At 56.3% G+C, this 15,028-nt stretch carries 11 protein-coding genes, 2 tRNA genes, 1 rRNA gene and 1 riboswitch; of the genes, 3 read left to right on the forward strand and 11 right to left on the reverse strand.

The window, feature by feature from the left end:
• Positions 1-159: 159 nt before the first annotated feature.
• The 5 genes from IB144_RS25400 to btuB all read right to left on the reverse strand — a co-directional run bounded on the left by IB144_RS25400 (position 160) and on the right by btuB (position 4,988).
• Positions 160-235, reverse strand: a tRNA-Ala gene (locus IB144_RS25400).
• Positions 236-271: 36 nt separating this feature from the next.
• Positions 272-348 (reverse strand) — tRNA-Ile (locus IB144_RS25405).
• Between the two features lie 69 nt (positions 349-417).
• A 16S ribosomal RNA gene (locus IB144_RS25410) occupies positions 418-1,957 on the reverse strand.
• Between the two features lie 396 nt (positions 1,958-2,353).
• Positions 2,354-3,205 (reverse strand): glutamate racemase, encoded by an 852-nt coding sequence (gene murI / locus IB144_RS25415; RefSeq protein WP_002883026.1) that lies wholly within the window; start codon positions 3,203-3,205, stop codon positions 2,354-2,356.
• Positions 3,150-4,988, reverse strand: a complete 1,839-nt coding sequence (gene btuB, locus IB144_RS25420; protein WP_064162498.1) for a TonB-dependent vitamin B12 receptor BtuB — start codon at positions 4,986-4,988, stop codon at positions 3,150-3,152. Before btuB ends, murI begins: the two co-directional genes overlap by 56 nt.
• A 64-nt stretch (positions 4,989-5,052) precedes the next feature.
• Positions 5,053-5,240, reverse strand: a riboswitch (cobalamin riboswitch).
• A gap of 114 nt (positions 5,241-5,354) precedes the next feature.
• Between btuB and trmA the strand changes: the two genes are divergently transcribed.
• Positions 5,355-6,455, forward strand: coding sequence for a tRNA (uridine(54)-C5)-methyltransferase TrmA (gene trmA / locus IB144_RS25425; RefSeq protein ID WP_002883023.1), 1,101 nt, complete (start codon positions 5,355-5,357; stop codon positions 6,453-6,455).
• A 51-nt stretch (positions 6,456-6,506) separates the two neighbouring features.
• On the opposite strand, the gene IB144_RS25430 is transcribed toward trmA, so the two are convergent.
• Complete coding sequence (locus IB144_RS25430) at positions 6,507-6,866, reverse strand: YijD family membrane protein (protein WP_002883021.1); 360 nt, start codon at positions 6,864-6,866, stop codon at positions 6,507-6,509.
• Between the two features lie 15 nt (positions 6,867-6,881).
• Positions 6,882-7,517 (reverse strand): HTH-type transcriptional repressor FabR, encoded by a 636-nt coding sequence (fabR, locus tag IB144_RS25435; RefSeq protein WP_004151856.1) that lies wholly within the window; start codon positions 7,515-7,517, stop codon positions 6,882-6,884.
• 196 nt (positions 7,518-7,713) lie between these two features.
• Here fabR and sthA point away from each other — a divergent pair, with 196 nt between their 5' ends.
• Positions 7,714-9,114 carry a Si-specific NAD(P)(+) transhydrogenase gene (gene sthA, locus IB144_RS25440; RefSeq protein ID WP_002883016.1) on the forward strand — a complete coding sequence of 467 codons (1,401 nt, stop codon included), beginning with the start codon at positions 7,714-7,716 and terminating at the stop codon, positions 9,112-9,114.
• Here sthA and oxyR read toward each other — a convergent pair.
• The 4 genes from oxyR to argC form a co-directional block, all read right to left on the reverse strand.
• A complete protein-coding gene (gene oxyR, locus IB144_RS25445; RefSeq protein ID WP_002883015.1) occupies positions 9,097-10,014 on the reverse strand; it encodes a DNA-binding transcriptional regulator OxyR in 918 nt (305 codons plus the stop codon). The genes sthA and oxyR overlap by 18 nt on opposite strands.
• A 259-nt stretch (positions 10,015-10,273) precedes the next feature.
• Complete coding sequence (gene argH / locus IB144_RS25450) at positions 10,274-11,647, reverse strand: argininosuccinate lyase (protein ID WP_004146283.1); 1,374 nt, start codon at positions 11,645-11,647, stop codon at positions 10,274-10,276.
• Positions 11,648-11,746: 99 nt separating this feature from the next.
• On the reverse strand, positions 11,747-12,523 hold the full coding sequence (gene argB / locus IB144_RS25455) for an acetylglutamate kinase (RefSeq protein ID WP_087757923.1): 777 nt from the start codon (positions 12,521-12,523) through the stop codon (positions 11,747-11,749).
• Between the two features lie 6 nt (positions 12,524-12,529).
• Entirely contained in the window at positions 12,530-13,534 is a 1,005-nt protein-coding gene (gene argC, locus IB144_RS25460; protein WP_004181637.1) for an N-acetyl-gamma-glutamyl-phosphate reductase, read from the reverse strand.
• A 113-nt stretch (positions 13,535-13,647) separates the two neighbouring features.
• Here argC and argE point away from each other — a divergent pair, with 113 nt between their 5' ends.
• Positions 13,648-14,799, forward strand: coding sequence for an acetylornithine deacetylase (gene argE / locus IB144_RS25465; RefSeq protein ID WP_004177969.1), 1,152 nt, complete (start codon positions 13,648-13,650; stop codon positions 14,797-14,799).
• Positions 14,800-15,028: the final 229 nt, after the last annotated feature.

A 15,028-nucleotide genomic window follows, 5' to 3' on the forward strand; every position in this document is an offset into this window, starting at 1 on the left:
AAGATGTTTCACTTCTGATTGCGAAAATTTGAGAGACTCGAACACACATTAACTGTGTGTCGTTTCAATTTTCAGCTTGATCCAGATTTTTAAAGAGCAAAACTTCGCAGTGCACCTTTTCAGGTTCACTCTGAAGTTTTCTTGTGTTCGCAGTAAAGATGGTGGAGCTATGCGGGATCGAACCGCAGACCTCCTGCGTGCAAAGCAGGCGCTCTCCCAGCTGAGCTATAGCCCCATCGTTTGAAACCTCTTCAAATTTGCTTCGCAAATTTGGTAGGCCTGAGTGGACTTGAACCACCGACCTCACCCTTATCAGGGGTGCGCTCTAACCACCTGAGCTACAAGCCTGTAGAGGTTTTTACTGCTGTTTTTCATCAGACAATCTGTGTGAGCACTGCAAAGGCAGGTTCTTTAAGGTAAGGAGGTGATCCAACCGCAGGTTCCCCTACGGTTACCTTGTTACGACTTCACCCCAGTCATGAATCACAAAGTGGTAAGCGCCCTCCCGAAGGTTAAGCTACCTACTTCTTTTGCAACCCACTCCCATGGTGTGACGGGCGGTGTGTACAAGGCCCGGGAACGTATTCACCGTAGCATTCTGATCTACGATTACTAGCGATTCCGACTTCATGGAGTCGAGTTGCAGACTCCAATCCGGACTACGACATACTTTATGAGGTCCGCTTGCTCTCGCGAGGTCGCTTCTCTTTGTATATGCCATTGTAGCACGTGTGTAGCCCTGGTCGTAAGGGCCATGATGACTTGACGTCATCCCCACCTTCCTCCAGTTTATCACTGGCAGTCTCCTTTGAGTTCCCGGCCGAACCGCTGGCAACAAAGGATAAGGGTTGCGCTCGTTGCGGGACTTAACCCAACATTTCACAACACGAGCTGACGACAGCCATGCAGCACCTGTCTCACAGTTCCCGAAGGCACCAATCCATCTCTGGAAAGTTCTGTGGATGTCAAGACCAGGTAAGGTTCTTCGCGTTGCATCGAATTAAACCACATGCTCCACCGCTTGTGCGGGCCCCCGTCAATTCATTTGAGTTTTAACCTTGCGGCCGTACTCCCCAGGCGGTCGATTTAACGCGTTAGCTCCGGAAGCCACGCCTCAAGGGCACAACCTCCAAATCGACATCGTTTACGGCGTGGACTACCAGGGTATCTAATCCTGTTTGCTCCCCACGCTTTCGCACCTGAGCGTCAGTCTTTGTCCAGGGGGCCGCCTTCGCCACCGGTATTCCTCCAGATCTCTACGCATTTCACCGCTACACCTGGAATTCTACCCCCCTCTACAAGACTCTAGCCTGCCAGTTTCGAATGCAGTTCCCAGGTTGAGCCCGGGGATTTCACATCCGACTTGACAGACCGCCTGCGTGCGCTTTACGCCCAGTAATTCCGATTAACGCTTGCACCCTCCGTATTACCGCGGCTGCTGGCACGGAGTTAGCCGGTGCTTCTTCTGCGGGTAACGTCAATCGACAAGGTTATTAACCTTATCGCCTTCCTCCCCGCTGAAAGTGCTTTACAACCCGAAGGCCTTCTTCACACACGCGGCATGGCTGCATCAGGCTTGCGCCCATTGTGCAATATTCCCCACTGCTGCCTCCCGTAGGAGTCTGGACCGTGTCTCAGTTCCAGTGTGGCTGGTCATCCTCTCAGACCAGCTAGGGATCGTCGCCTAGGTGAGCCGTTACCCCACCTACTAGCTAATCCCATCTGGGCACATCTGATGGCATGAGGCCCGAAGGTCCCCCACTTTGGTCTTGCGACGTTATGCGGTATTAGCTACCGTTTCCAGTAGTTATCCCCCTCCATCAGGCAGTTTCCCAGACATTACTCACCCGTCCGCCGCTCGTCACCCGAGAGCAAGCTCTCTGTGCTACCGCTCGACTTGCATGTGTTAGGCCTGCCGCCAGCGTTCAATCTGAGCCATGATCAAACTCTTCAATTTAAGTTTGATGCTCAAAGAATTAAACTTCGTAATGAATTACGTGTTCACTCTTGAGACTTGGTATTCATTTTTCGTCCGAGGACGTTAAGAATCCATGTCACTTTGAGTGCCCACACAGATTGTCTGATAAATTGTTAAAGAGCAGTTGCAACGCGGCTTTCAGCTCACCGTTGCGAGGTCCCGTATAATACGTTTTCCTCATTCAGAGTCAAGCCCTTATTTTGCTTTTCTCTGTCAGTTTTTAGCGCTGAACTTCACCGCTAAAACCCTGCTGACCCGGCGGCTTGCTTGCCGTTGTTCCGTGTCAGTGGAGGCGCATTATAGGGAGTTCTGAGACGTTGACAAGCCCTGTTTTCAAAAAATTATTCAACCGTCTCTTTTTTGTGCAAAACGCCCTTAGAGCGGTAATTTTTCCAGCGTCGAGAAGCCATAGCGACGCAGAACGGGTAAAAGCTGTTCTGTTTCTGCCGTCAGCGCCATGCAGAATGCTTTATTCTCGTCGCTGGACTTCGCATCCGGCGCTTCATGCTCTAACAGCCAGGCGGTGCGACGGGCAATCGCCGCGCCGGAATCGATCAACCGTGTGCCTTCCGGCAGAACGCGCTGCAGCTCCTCCTGTAAAAGAGGAAAGTGGGTGCAGCCCAGCACCACCGTATCCGGCGGCTCCTGCATCCGCAGCCATGGGCGCAGGATACGGCGCAGCTCTTCTAACGGAACAGGCTCGCCGTGCAGCTTCGCTTCCGCCAGCTCCACCAGCTCCGCCGACCCCAGCATTTCAATCCGACATTCATTGGCAAAGCGGTCGATCAGCTCACGGGTATAAGGACGCTTTACGGTACCGCGCGTCGCCAGCAGGCCAACAATGCCGTTCGCCGTTAAACGGGCGGCGGGCTTGATCGCCGGCACCACGCCAACGACGGGGAAAGCGAACTTTTCACGCAGGGCAGGCAGGGAGACGGTACTGGCGGTATTGCAGGCGATCACCGCCAGCGCCAGGGGATAACGCTGCTGGACAGCAGTGACGATTTCCACAACGCGCTCAACGATAAACTCCTCGCTCTTCTCGCCATAGGGGAAGGCAACGTTATCGAAAGCATAGATGTAATGCAGATTCGGCAGCAGCTGCCGAATCTCATTATAAACCGACAACCCACCGACGCCGGAATCAAACACCAGCACGGTGGGACGTGGATCAGAAGGTGTAGCTGCCAGACAAGGTGTATTCCCGTCCTGCAGATTGGTAGCCATAAACTGTCTCGTAATCTTTATCGAACAGGTTGGCTATTTTACCACGAACTGTCAGGTGTGAGGTGACGGGATACGATAAACCGACATCCCAGAGGCTCAACCCACCCATATTGACGGTACGCGAGTTGTCGTAGTCATAATCGTAACGCTTGCCGATGTAGTGATACGTCACATCCCACCCCAGATCGTAGACCTGGCCGTTCAGCTCGTATTTCACCTGCTGCTTCGCCCGGCGATAGAGGATCTTATTGGTTTCATCATCGCGAGGGTCAACATACTGCAGCGTCAGATGGTGCTCCACCGGCCCGGTGGTTATATTCCCCGTCCACTCCAGCCCCTTAATCGTCGCCGACTTGACGTTGTAATAGGCGTTGTTGTCGTAATCGATGAGGTTTTGAATCTCATAGCGATACGCGGAGAGGCGCCAGTCGACCGGCCCAGTTAACCCTTCAAGGCCCGCTTCCCATTGCTTCGACTCCTCTGGCTTCAGATTCGGGTTAGAGGCGATGCCAAAGCGTTCTGCACCGTACTGCTGCCCGAGGGAGGGGGCGAGGAATCCTGTGCCGTACGAGAGCGTTGTCCGATAACCGTCGATAAATTCCCAGCCTACGGCCGTCTGCCAGGTACCGTGCCAGCCAAACTGCTCGTCATGATCCTCACGGCCGGAAGCTTCCAGCGTCACGCTGTCAATCTGCTGCTGTCCCGTCAGATAAAGACCGGTGGTGTCACGCTTATACACGTCGGTACTGGTCGTTCCGCTGGATTTCAGCTTCTCTTGTTTCCAGTCAACGCCGCCGCTCACTGCCCCATGGCCTACCACAACATTATTTCCCCACTGGATATAGCGCTGTTCCATATCATCCAGGGTGGTGCCCGCGGCATAGCGGCCAGCGTCGCTGCTGTAGTTGTAATCTTTGATGCGCTGATAGTTAGCAATCAGCTGGGTGGAGTAAATTCCGGAGTGGTAGTGCAGACCGGTATCCCAGGATTGGGTATAGGATTGATCTTCATCGTTTCCACCTGCGTAGCCCCAGTTACCCTGGTCATAGTCAGCGTTGGCGGAATAACCATAGCCGCGGAAGAACCCCGAGAAGTTGTCATCGAACTGATGCTGTACCCCGCCCCACAGCATTTTATTGCGGTAGCCGTCGCGATCGCTGTCGCCGCTGTAAGAGGAATTCGGCTGGACGTTAAACCCTTTGGTGGTCTGATAGGCGCCAGCAGCGGTAACCAACGTATCGCCAAACCGCTTGTTAAAGGCGCCGTCATAGGACTGATAGCCGTTCGTACCCGCGCCGGCGTTGATCTGCGAACGCTCAGCGTCGGTCATGGTGATGATGTTCACCACCCCGCCGATCGCTCCGGAGCCGTACACCGCGGAGCGCGGGCCGCGGATGTATTCCACCCGCTGGACCAGTGAGATAGGGATCTGACTGATATCTACCCCGTTGGAGATCCCCGGACGCGCCATCGGCACACCGTCGATCAGCACCAGCACGTGACGAGCCTCCGTCCCCCGAACATACAGCGAAGCGCTCTGCCCCATGCCGCCGTTGCGGGCAATATCGACCCCGGGAAGACGACGCATGACATCGTTTAAATCTTTGGACTGCCAGCGGTCGATGTCATCGCGCGTCACAATGTCGGTCGGCGCCAGCACGGTATTGACCGGCTGTTGAAAACGGTTTGCTGTCACCACCAACGTATCTGAATTGCTATCCTGCGCCCAGCCGGAAAATGCCGTGACGGATAAGGCCGTCATCAGCGAAGCTTTTTTAATCATTGTAAAAGCATCCGAAACAGAAAAAGGATGCCGCAGGTTTTATCAGTTGCTCGCGACGATAAAACCCAGTGCGACGTATTCCGGCAGGTCTTCGGGCTTGGAGGCTGTTTCAAGAAATAATGACTTCCCACGGCTAGCCGCAGTGTCTGCACCGAGTGCGCTCATTTCTCACCTTCCTTACCGCTGCGCGTCAGCCCCAGATTTCCACTGGGTTCCCTTTTAACTCACAGGACCGGTAGGCGAATGCTACAATCAGAACCATATAGATGTCCAGACTGCTAATTATATTTCCCGCGGCATTCGAGGCTGGACATCCCCGGCGCTTTCCCTACAATCCCCGCGTACTTATTTTATTCAGGATACATCATGACCCCCGAACACCTTCCTACCGAACAATACGAAGCGCAGCTGGCAGAAAAAGTCGTCCGTTTGCAAACCATGATGGCGCCTTTTGCCGCGCCGGTTCCGGAAGTGTTTCGTTCGCCGGTCAGCCACTACCGTATGCGCGCCGAGTTCCGTCTGTGGCACGATGGCGACGATCTGTACCATATTATTTTCGATCAGCAGACCCGGTCGCGGATTCGCGTTGACAGCTTCCCGGCCGCCAGCGCGCTGATCAATCAGCTGATGACCGCCATGCTGGAGGGCGTACGCAACAATCCCGTGCTACGCCAGAAGCTGTTCCAGATTGACTATCTGACCACCCTCAGCAACCAGGCGGTCGTTTCGCTGCTGTATCATAAAAAGCTGGACGATGCCTGGCGTGAGCAAGCGGAGGCGCTGCGTGACGCCCTGCGAGCCCAGGGGCTCAATGTGCATCTGATTGGGCGGGCGACCAAAACCAAAATCGAGCTCGATCAAGACTATATAGATGAACGCCTGCCGGTTGGCGGGCGGGAGATGATCTACCGTCAGGTGGAAAACAGCTTTACCCAACCGAACGCGGCCATGAACATTCAGATGCTGGAGTGGGCACTGGATGTCACCAAAGGGGCGACTGGCGACCTGCTGGAATTGTACTGCGGCAACGGTAACTTCTCGCTGGCGCTGGCGCGTAATTTCGATCGCGTATTGGCCACCGAAATCGCCAAACCGTCGGTGGCGGCGGCGCAGTACAACATCGCCGCTAACCATATCGACAACGTGCAGATTATCCGCATGGCGGCGGAAGAGTTTACTCAGGCGATGAACGGGGTGCGGCAGTTCAACCGGCTGCAGGGTATCGATCTGCATAGCTATCAGTGCGAAACCATCTTCGTCGATCCACCGCGCAGCGGGCTGGACAGCGAGACGGAAAAAATGGTGCAGGCCTATCCGCGTATTTTGTACATTTCGTGCAACCCGGAAACGCTGTGTCGCAATCTGGAAACGCTAAGCCAGACGCACAACGTTACCCGGCTGGCGCTGTTCGACCAGTTCCCGTATACCCATCACATGGAGTGCGGCGTCCTGCTGACCCGCAAATAGGCCCAAAAAAACCGGCAACGTCATATTGCCGGTTTTTTTACCGCTGGCGGCTTACTCGGCTGCGGTATCTTTGCGGTTACGCATCTTGTAGCCGATCCAGAAGACCATCGCGACGGACAGAACGGCCGGGAAGAAGTTAGAACCGATATCCGGGTACTCCGCACGCACGACGGTGCTGTACAACAGCACCCCGAGAATAAAAAAGGCGGCGGCCAGGCCCGGTAGCCCAACGGGCATACTGCGATTCTGATAGCGCTGATGCAGACAGTAGACCGTCAGCAGCAGGGATAAAATGGGGAAGACGGAAAACGGAACTATCGAACTGAACAGCGCCGCAAAGGCGCCATTAATGGATAACCCGGCAATCAGCGCCAGCAGCAGCGTACCTTTATCTTGAACTGAGTGTTTCATTGCTCGTCCTTCACGTTATTCGGAATGATGTGACATTTTTTCTTGTTCACGGCGATACCAGTAATACGCGCCTTTCGAGATCATTCGAAGCTGCAGTACCAACCGTTCCTCCAGCTGCCGGCGCTGCTCAGGGCCGACATCCAGCGCTTCCGCGCCAGCGCTAAAAACGATGGTGACCATAGCTTCAGCCTGCGCTTCGGTAAAGGCGCGCGGCATATGGTTTTCGAGTTCTAAATAGTCGGCGAGTTCCGCAATAAAGTGCTGGATCTCGCGTGCGACGGCGGCGCGAAACGCCGCAGAAGTTCCCGAGCGCTCGCGCAGCAGCAGGCGGAAGGCGTTCGGGTTGTTACCGATAAATTCCATAAAGGTGGAGACCGAGGTACGGATCACGCTGCCGCCTTTGGCTATCCGCTGGCGCGCCTGGCGCATCAGCTGGCGCAGCATCAGTCCGCTCTCATCGACCATCGTCAGGCCCAGCTCATCGACGTCGCGAAAATGACGATAAAAGGACGTCGGCGCGATCCCTGCTTCCCGGGCCACTTCACGCAAGCTCAGGCTGGCGAAACTCCGCTCAGCGCTAAGTTGGCTGAATGCCGCTTCCACCAGCGAACGGCGGGTTTTTTCTTTTTGTTGTGCTCTTACGCCCATCACGATGTATGAATCCTTCCAATAGCCCTGCTGGCACTATACCAGAGATTAAAACTAATCGGTTTGCCCTGGATTGTGAATGATTGTTTACGAGCCGTTTCTGCTTTTATGCTGCAAAAAAGCACAACGATAATTGGGTTAAAGCGCAGCGAATGTTATCATCGTGTTTATTTTATGTATAAAACAGGTGAGTAATGCCATGTCACACTCTTGGGATTATGATGCAATAGTGATTGGTTCCGGTCCTGGCGGGGAAGGCGCCGCCATGGGACTGGTGAAACAGGGAGCACGCGTTGCCGTCATCGAGCGCTACCATAATGTCGGCGGCGGTTGCACCCACTGGGGCACCATCCCGTCGAAAGCCCTCCGCCATGCCGTCAGCCGTATTATCGAGTTTAACCAAAACCCCCTCTACAGCGACCACTCCCGCCTTCTTCGCTCTTCTTTCGCCGACATCCTTAACCATGCCGACAGCGTCATCAACCAGCAGACTCATATGCGCCAGGGATTCTATGAGCGCAACCACTGTGAAATTCTGCAGGGCAATGCCCACTTCGTGGATGAGCATACTCTGGCGCTGGAGTGCCATGACGGCACGGTTGAGACTGTGACCGCGGAGAAATTCGTTATCGCCTGCGGATCGCGCCCCTACCATCCGGCGGATGTCGATTTCCACCACCCGCGCATCTATGACAGCGATTCGATTCTCAGCCTGCAGCATGAGCCGCGCCATGTGATCATTTACGGCGCCGGGGTGATCGGTTGTGAATATGCGTCGATCTTCCGCGGCATGGAGGTGAAGGTCGATCTGATCAATACCCGCGATCGTCTGCTGGCCTTCCTCGATCAGGAGATGTCAGACTCGCTCTCTTATCACTTCTGGAACAGCGGCGTGGTTATTCGCCACAACGAGGAGTATGAGAAAATTGAAGGGGTGGATGACGGGGTGATCATGCACCTGAAGTCCGGCAAAAAGCTGAAGGCCGATTGCCTGCTGTACGCTAACGGCCGCACCGGCAACACCGACACCCTGGCGCTGGAAAATATCGGTCTGCAGACCGACAGCCGCGGTCAGCTGAAGGTCAACAGCATGTATCAGACCGCCCTCCCGCACATCTATGCGGTTGGCGATGTCATCGGCTATCCAAGCCTGGCTTCTGCCGCTTACGATCAAGGACGCATTGCCGCCCAGGCGCTGGTGAAAGGCGAAGCCTCAGCGCATCTGATTGAAGATATCCCGACCGGGATCTATACCATTCCGGAAATCAGCTCCGTCGGGAAAACCGAGCAGCAGCTGACGGCGATGAAAGTGCCGTATGAGGTGGGCCGCGCCCAGTTTAAACACCTGGCGCGGGCGCAAATCGTCGGTATGAGCGTTGGTACGCTGAAGATCCTGTTCCATCGTGAAACCAAGGAGATCCTTGGCATTCACTGCTTTGGCGAGCGCGCGGCCGAAATTATTCATATCGGCCAGGCGATCATGGAGCAGAAAGGCGGTGGCAACACCATTGAGTACTTCGTCAACACCACCTTTAACTACCCGACCATGGCGGAAGCGTACCGGGTTGCCGCGCTGAACGGCTTAAACCGCCTGTTTTAACGCCTTGTCGAAATGGCCATCCATCGTGCCGCGGATGGCCTCCGCCAGATGTTCATAGCGGCTGCGCAGCGGGGAGCCCGGACGATAAACCAGACCGATGGTGCGTCTTGGCTCTGGCTTAATGCACGGCAGGTAGACTACGCCATCGCGTTTTCTCTCCTGCGGCACCGCCAGCGCCGGCAGCAGGGTAATGCCGCTGCCTGCCGCCACCATATTGCGCAGCGTTTCCAGGCTGGTCGCGCGGAAGTGGGTATCCTCATCCGCCCCCGCTTCAAAGCAGAAGCCCATCGCCTGATCGCGCAGACAGTGGCCATCCTCCAGCATCAGCAGCTTTTCACCGGCCAGATCCGACATCGGCACCCGATCGCGGTTCGCCCACGGATGATCTTCATAGATAGCCAGCATCATCGGCTCATCGAACAGCGGCACCTCGATAAAGGCCTCGCTCTCTTTGACCAGCGCCAGGATGGCGCAGTCGAGCTTACCGCTGTCGAGCTGAGCCAGCAGCTGATGGGTCTGCGCTTCGTGCAGATACATTTCCAGCTTCGGGAAGGTCTGATGCAGCATCGGAATGATGTGCGGCAGCAGGTACGGGCCAATTGTCGGGATCAGGCCGATATGCAGCGGCCCGGACATGGTTTCCCCTTGTTGGCTTGCCATTTCCTTGAGCACTTTTACTTCGCGTAACACGGTACGCGCCTGATCCACCAGCAACAGCCCCGCCTGGGTAAACAGAACCTTACGGCTGGTGCGCTCCAGCAGCATGACGCCAAGCTCATCCTCCAGCTTGCGGATCTGTCCGCTGAGCGTCGGTTGGCTCACATGGCATGAGTCAGCCGCCCGCCGGAAGTGGCGGTGTTCGGCGAGCGCTACCAGGTATTCAAGATCGCGAATATTCATTATTCATCCTCCATCGCCACGATAGTCCATGGCGATAGATAGCATAGCAACGAACGATTATCCCTATCAAGTTTTCTGTTCAATAATACGCCCATAAAGACGGTCTACCTGTGAAAATCACTGACCCGTCACACTGTTTCTCTACCCGAACAACTAAAGCCAACGTGAACTTTTGCGGACCTTGCGTCCGCTTTTTTTTTGCATAAAAAACCCGGCGTCGCTGGGCTTGGCCGGGTCAGGGAGGGCAGATATCTAAGGATTAGCTTAAACGAGCCTTCGCCTCGTTGATAGCCTGGGCTACCTGCTGCGGCGAGACGCCGCCTTTCGCTGCGCGTTTCTCGAGGCAGGACTGCAGCGACAGGATCGGATACACATCGTCCGCAATCACTGGGCTGAATTTCTGCAGATCGGCCAGGGTCAGCGCTTCCAGCGGTTTCCCTTGCGCAATGGCTTCCACTACCGCTTCACCGACAATATGGTGCGCCTCGCGGAACGGTACGCCTTTCGCCACCAGATAATCCGCCAGCTCAGTGGCGTTGGCATAGCCCTGCTGCGCCGCTTCCGCACAGCGCGGGCGTTTTACCTGAATGCCGTCCAGCACCAGGGCCGCCATATGCAGGCAGTCGAGCCAGGTATCCAGGGCGTCGAAAAGCCCCTCTTTATCTTCCTGCATGTCTTTGTTGTAGGCCAGCGGCAGTCCTTTCAGCGTCATCATCATGCCGGTCAGCGCACCCTGCACGCGGCCGCATTTGCCACGGATAAGCTCCAGGGCGTCCGGGTTTTTCTTCTGCGGCATCAGCGAGGAGCCGGAGGTCACGCGGTCGGAAAGCTCGACGAAGTTCGCCTCGCCGGAGTTAAAGAAAATCAGATCTTCCGCAAAGCGCGACAGATGCACCATACCGATAGCCGCATCGGAAAGCAGCTCCAGCACATGATCGCGATCGGACACGCTGTCGAGGCTGTTGCGGGTGGCGGAGGCAAAGCCCAGCCAGCCGGCCAGCTGCTCGCGGTCGATCTCATACGCCGTCCCCGCCAGCGCGCCGCAGCCCAGCGGGCTGACGTCGAGGCGCTTCAGCGCGTCCTGCAGACGGCTTTCGTCACGCGCCAGCATTTCAACGTAGGCCAGACACCAGTGCGCGAACGTCACCGGCTGGGCGCGCTGCAGGTGGGTGTACCCCGGCATTACCGCGTCCTGATTCTGCTGGGCGGTCTCCACCAGCGCGCTCTGCAGCTGGCGGTTCGCTGAGAGCAGTTCGACAACGGTATCTTTGCACCACAGTTTAAGATCGGTGGCGACCTGGTCGTTACGGCTGCGCCCGGTGTGCAGTTTCTTGCCCAGCTGGCCCACTTTATCGATCAGCTTGCCTTCCACCCAGCTGTGAATATCTTCGGCATCGCTGGCGAGGATTTGCTGCGGATTGGCGCGCACCTCTTCCAGCAGCACGTTCAGCGCTTCTTCCAGCTGCTGCTGTTCAGCGGCACTCAGAACGCCGACCGTTACCAGCGCTTTCGACCAGGCGACAGAGCCAACGATATCCTGCTCCGCCAGACGATAGTCGAAGCGCAACGAGTCGTTGAACTGTTTGAACCGTTGATCTGCTGCCTGTGTAAAACGCCCGCCCCAAAGTGCCATAACATGCTTCCTTTATTCGTTAGTTCCGCCGGCGGCATTGTGCCGCTCGGCCTACGGTCTTGTAAGCCCGGCAGACGACGCGCCGCCGGGCATGAAATCTTAAGCCAGAATACGTGTGCCGATCGGCGTGCCGTTAAATAACGCCGGCAACTGCTCGGCGTGACGCCAGGAGGCGATATCCACCGGACGGCCCAGAGCACGTGCGGCGTCAAGGGCCGCATTCACTTTAACAATCATGCCGTCGGTGATAATCCCCTGCTCGATCAGCTGTTCTGCTTTCTCGGCGGTCATCTCGGCAATGCGCTGCCCTTTACCGTCGAGGATACCGCTAACGTCAGACAACAGGATCAGATCCGCCCCCAGGGTGGCCGCCAGCGCTGTCGCCGCCTGGTCAGCGTTGACGTTCATCAGCTGGCCTTCATCGGTCACCCCGATAGAGCTCACCACCGGCAGGTAACCGCCGGCCAACAGGGTGTTGATCAGTGCCGGGGAGCCCGGCTGCGCCAGCCCGACATGGCCCAGCTCAGCATGCAGTTGCGTGACCTTCACGCTATCGCCATCGCCGAGGAACAGGCCTACCGAGGAAATACCATGTTTTTTCGCCCACGCCAGCAGCGTCTTGTTGGCGGTTCCCGCCAGCGCGCCGGTGATGATGTCGATTTGCTCAGCCGGCGTAACGCGCAGGCCATTTTTCTTCTGCACCGGCAGGTTGAGCTGCTTCATCAGCTCATCCACCACGCAGCCGCCGCCGTGGACGATAATCAGCGGACGCTGGTGCGCTTCACGGTAGTTAACCAGCGCGGTAAACAGGCGCTCCAGCGCTTCTTCGCTATCGAGTAATACGCCGCCAAGTTTGATAATTAATGGGTTCATCATCACACCTTAAATAAGAGACTGCGTCTCAGCGAAGCCGAAACGAATATTCGCGCACTGCACCGCCTGCGCTGCGGCGCCTTTCAGCAGGTTATCCTCTGCCGCGACGACGATGAGATGATCGTCCTGCACGGCAAAACCGATATCACAGAATGGCAGGCCTTCGACGCTTTTCAAAGCGGGCACGCCTTTATCATATAAACGTACCAGTGGTTTATCGGCGTAAGCCTGCTGGTAAACCGCCGCGATCTGCGCATGGCCGACGCCCGGCTTCAGGCGGCAGGTAATGGTTTCCAGGATGCCGCGCTTAAAATTACCCAGGTGCGGGGTAAAAATTACCTTTGCCCCGAGGTGGCTGGCAATCTCCGGCTGATGGCGATGGTTAAATATGCCGTACGGCTGCAGGCTAACTTCACAGAAGCTGTTGCCGATCGCGGCTTTACGACCCGCGCCGCTCACCCCGCTGGTAGCGTTGATTACCGGCCACTGGTTGAGATCCAGCAGATTGGCCTCAATCAGCGGCTTCAGCGACAGCTGCGCCGCCGTCGGATAGCAGCCTGGCACTGCGATTAACTGCGCGTCTTTAAGCGCATCCGCGCTCCACTCCGCCAGACCATACACCGCCTGTTTGAGCAGGTCGGGATGCTGATGAGTGAAACCGTAATATTTTTCGTAGAACGCCCCATCGTTAACGCGGAAGGCACCGGAGAGATCGAACACCACGCAGCCAGCGGCAAGGAACTGCGGCGCCAGATCGTGACTCACTTCGTGCGCGGTGGCGAGAAACACCACGTCCACGCCAGCGCTGAATTCGCTGATATCGGACATCGGCTGCAGCGGCATATCGACAATGCCTTTGAGCTGCGGATGCAGGTCGGAAATTAATTTTCCCGCATCATTGCTTTGCGCGGAGACCGTCAAAGCGGTTATGTTCATATGCGGATGACGATTGATATAGGTCACCAGCTCTGCGCCGGCATAACCACTGGCACCCACAATCAGCGTATTTAACATTGGAAGCGCATCTCCTTACATTCGATGGGTTTTCTTACGCTCAACGATATTGTATTTTTATTCACAATAAATGCATGAATATTGATACTATCACGACCCAAGGTGTGTCAACAATGAAAAACAATTTACCGCCCTTTATCGAGATTTACCGCGCGTTGATCGCCACACCATCCATCAGCGCGACTGAAGAGGCTCTCGATCAAAGCAATGAGTCTTTAATCAATTTGCTGGCAGGCTGGTTCCGCGATCTCGGCTTCAATGTTGAGATACAGCCGGTGCCGGATACGCGCCATAAATTCAACCTGCTGGCCAGCACCGGACACGGCGCCGGCGGCCTGCTGCTCGCCGGGCATACCGATACCGTGCCGTTCGATGATGGCCGCTGGACGCGCGACCCGTTCACCCTCACCGAACACGATAACAAGCTCTACGGCCTCGGCACGGCCGATATGAAAGGCTTCTTCGCCTTTATTCTCGACGCCCTGCGCGATGTCGACGTCACCACGTTGAAAAAGCCGCTGTATATTCTGGCCACCGCCGACGAAGAGACCAGCATGGCCGGCGCGCGCTACTTTGCCGAAACCACCCGGCTGCGCCCGGACTGCGCCATCATCGGCGAGCCCACCTCCCTGCAGCCGATCCGCGCCCACAAAGGCCATATGTCCAACGCGATCCGTATTCAGGGCCAGTCCGGCCACTCCAGCGATCCGGCGCGCGGGGTCAACGCGATTGAGCTGATGCACGACGCCATCGGCCGGATTATGCAGTTGCGCGATCTGCTAAAAGAGCGCTATCACTTCGAGGCGTTTACGGTCCCTTACCCAACCCTCAACCTGGGCGCTATCCATGGCGGCGATGCCTCAAACCGTATCTGCGCCTGCTGTGAACTGCATATGGATATCCGCCCGCTGCCGGGGATGACCCTAAACGATCTTAATGGTCTGTTGGGCGAGGCGCTGGCCCCGGTCAGCGAACGCTGGCCGGGCCGCCTGACGGTCTCTGAGCTGCATCCGCCGATCCCCGGCTACGAGTGCCCACCGGACCATAAGCTGGTGCAGGTGGTCGAGAAACTGCTTGGCGCGCAGACCGACGTGGTGAACTACTGCACCGAAGCGCCGTTTATCCAGACGCTGTGTCCGACGCTGGTTCTCGGCCCGGGCTCCATCAATCAGGCCCATCAGCCTGACGAGTATCTGGAGACGCGCTTTATCAAGCCGACCCGGGAGCTGATTAGCCAGGTGGTTCATCACTTCTGCTGGCACTAAAATCGCCCTCTTTTTCCGCCCCGTTCTCCCGGGGCGGAACGGTGACGATCGTCACATTTCCATAAGCGATGCTTATCCAGCGCTCCCTGAATTAAATTTCGCAAATTACGGCGATTTACTCGTTTGCTGAAGCGATTTCGCAGTAATTGACGTGGGGGTATTTACGTGGCTTTATAAAAGACGGGTTGCTTATCCGTTGCTCACGTTCCAGCGCAGCGGATATAACAAA

Origin of the sequence: Klebsiella sp. K4 (assembly GCF_014596785.2) — a bacterium.
Classification (GTDB): domain Bacteria; phylum Pseudomonadota; class Gammaproteobacteria; order Enterobacterales; family Enterobacteriaceae; genus Klebsiella; species Klebsiella pneumoniae.

Excerpts from the sequence above, each read along its gene's own strand:
- murI (WP_002883026.1), bottom strand. The coding sequence starts at position 3,205 with ATGGCTACCAATCTGCAGGACGGGAATACACCTTGTCTGGCAGCTACA.
- btuB (WP_064162498.1), bottom strand. The coding sequence starts at position 4,988 with ATGATTAAAAAAGCTTCGCTGATGACGGCCTTATCCGTCACGGCATTT.
- trmA (WP_002883023.1), top strand. The coding sequence starts at position 5,355 with ATGACCCCCGAACACCTTCCTACCGAACAATACGAAGCGCAGCTGGCA.
- IB144_RS25430 (WP_002883021.1), bottom strand. The coding sequence starts at position 6,866 with ATGAAACACTCAGTTCAAGATAAAGGTACGCTGCTGCTGGCGCTGATT.
- sthA (WP_002883016.1), top strand. The coding sequence starts at position 7,714 with ATGTCACACTCTTGGGATTATGATGCAATAGTGATTGGTTCCGGTCCT.
- oxyR (WP_002883015.1), bottom strand. The coding sequence starts at position 10,014 with ATGAATATTCGCGATCTTGAATACCTGGTAGCGCTCGCCGAACACCGC.
- argH (WP_004146283.1), bottom strand. The coding sequence starts at position 11,647 with ATGGCACTTTGGGGCGGGCGTTTTACACAGGCAGCAGATCAACGGTTC.
- argB (WP_087757923.1), bottom strand. The coding sequence starts at position 12,523 with ATGATGAACCCATTAATTATCAAACTTGGCGGCGTATTACTCGATAGC.
- argC (WP_004181637.1), bottom strand. The coding sequence starts at position 13,534 with ATGTTAAATACGCTGATTGTGGGTGCCAGTGGTTATGCCGGCGCAGAG.
- argE (WP_004177969.1), top strand. The coding sequence starts at position 13,648 with ATGAAAAACAATTTACCGCCCTTTATCGAGATTTACCGCGCGTTGATC.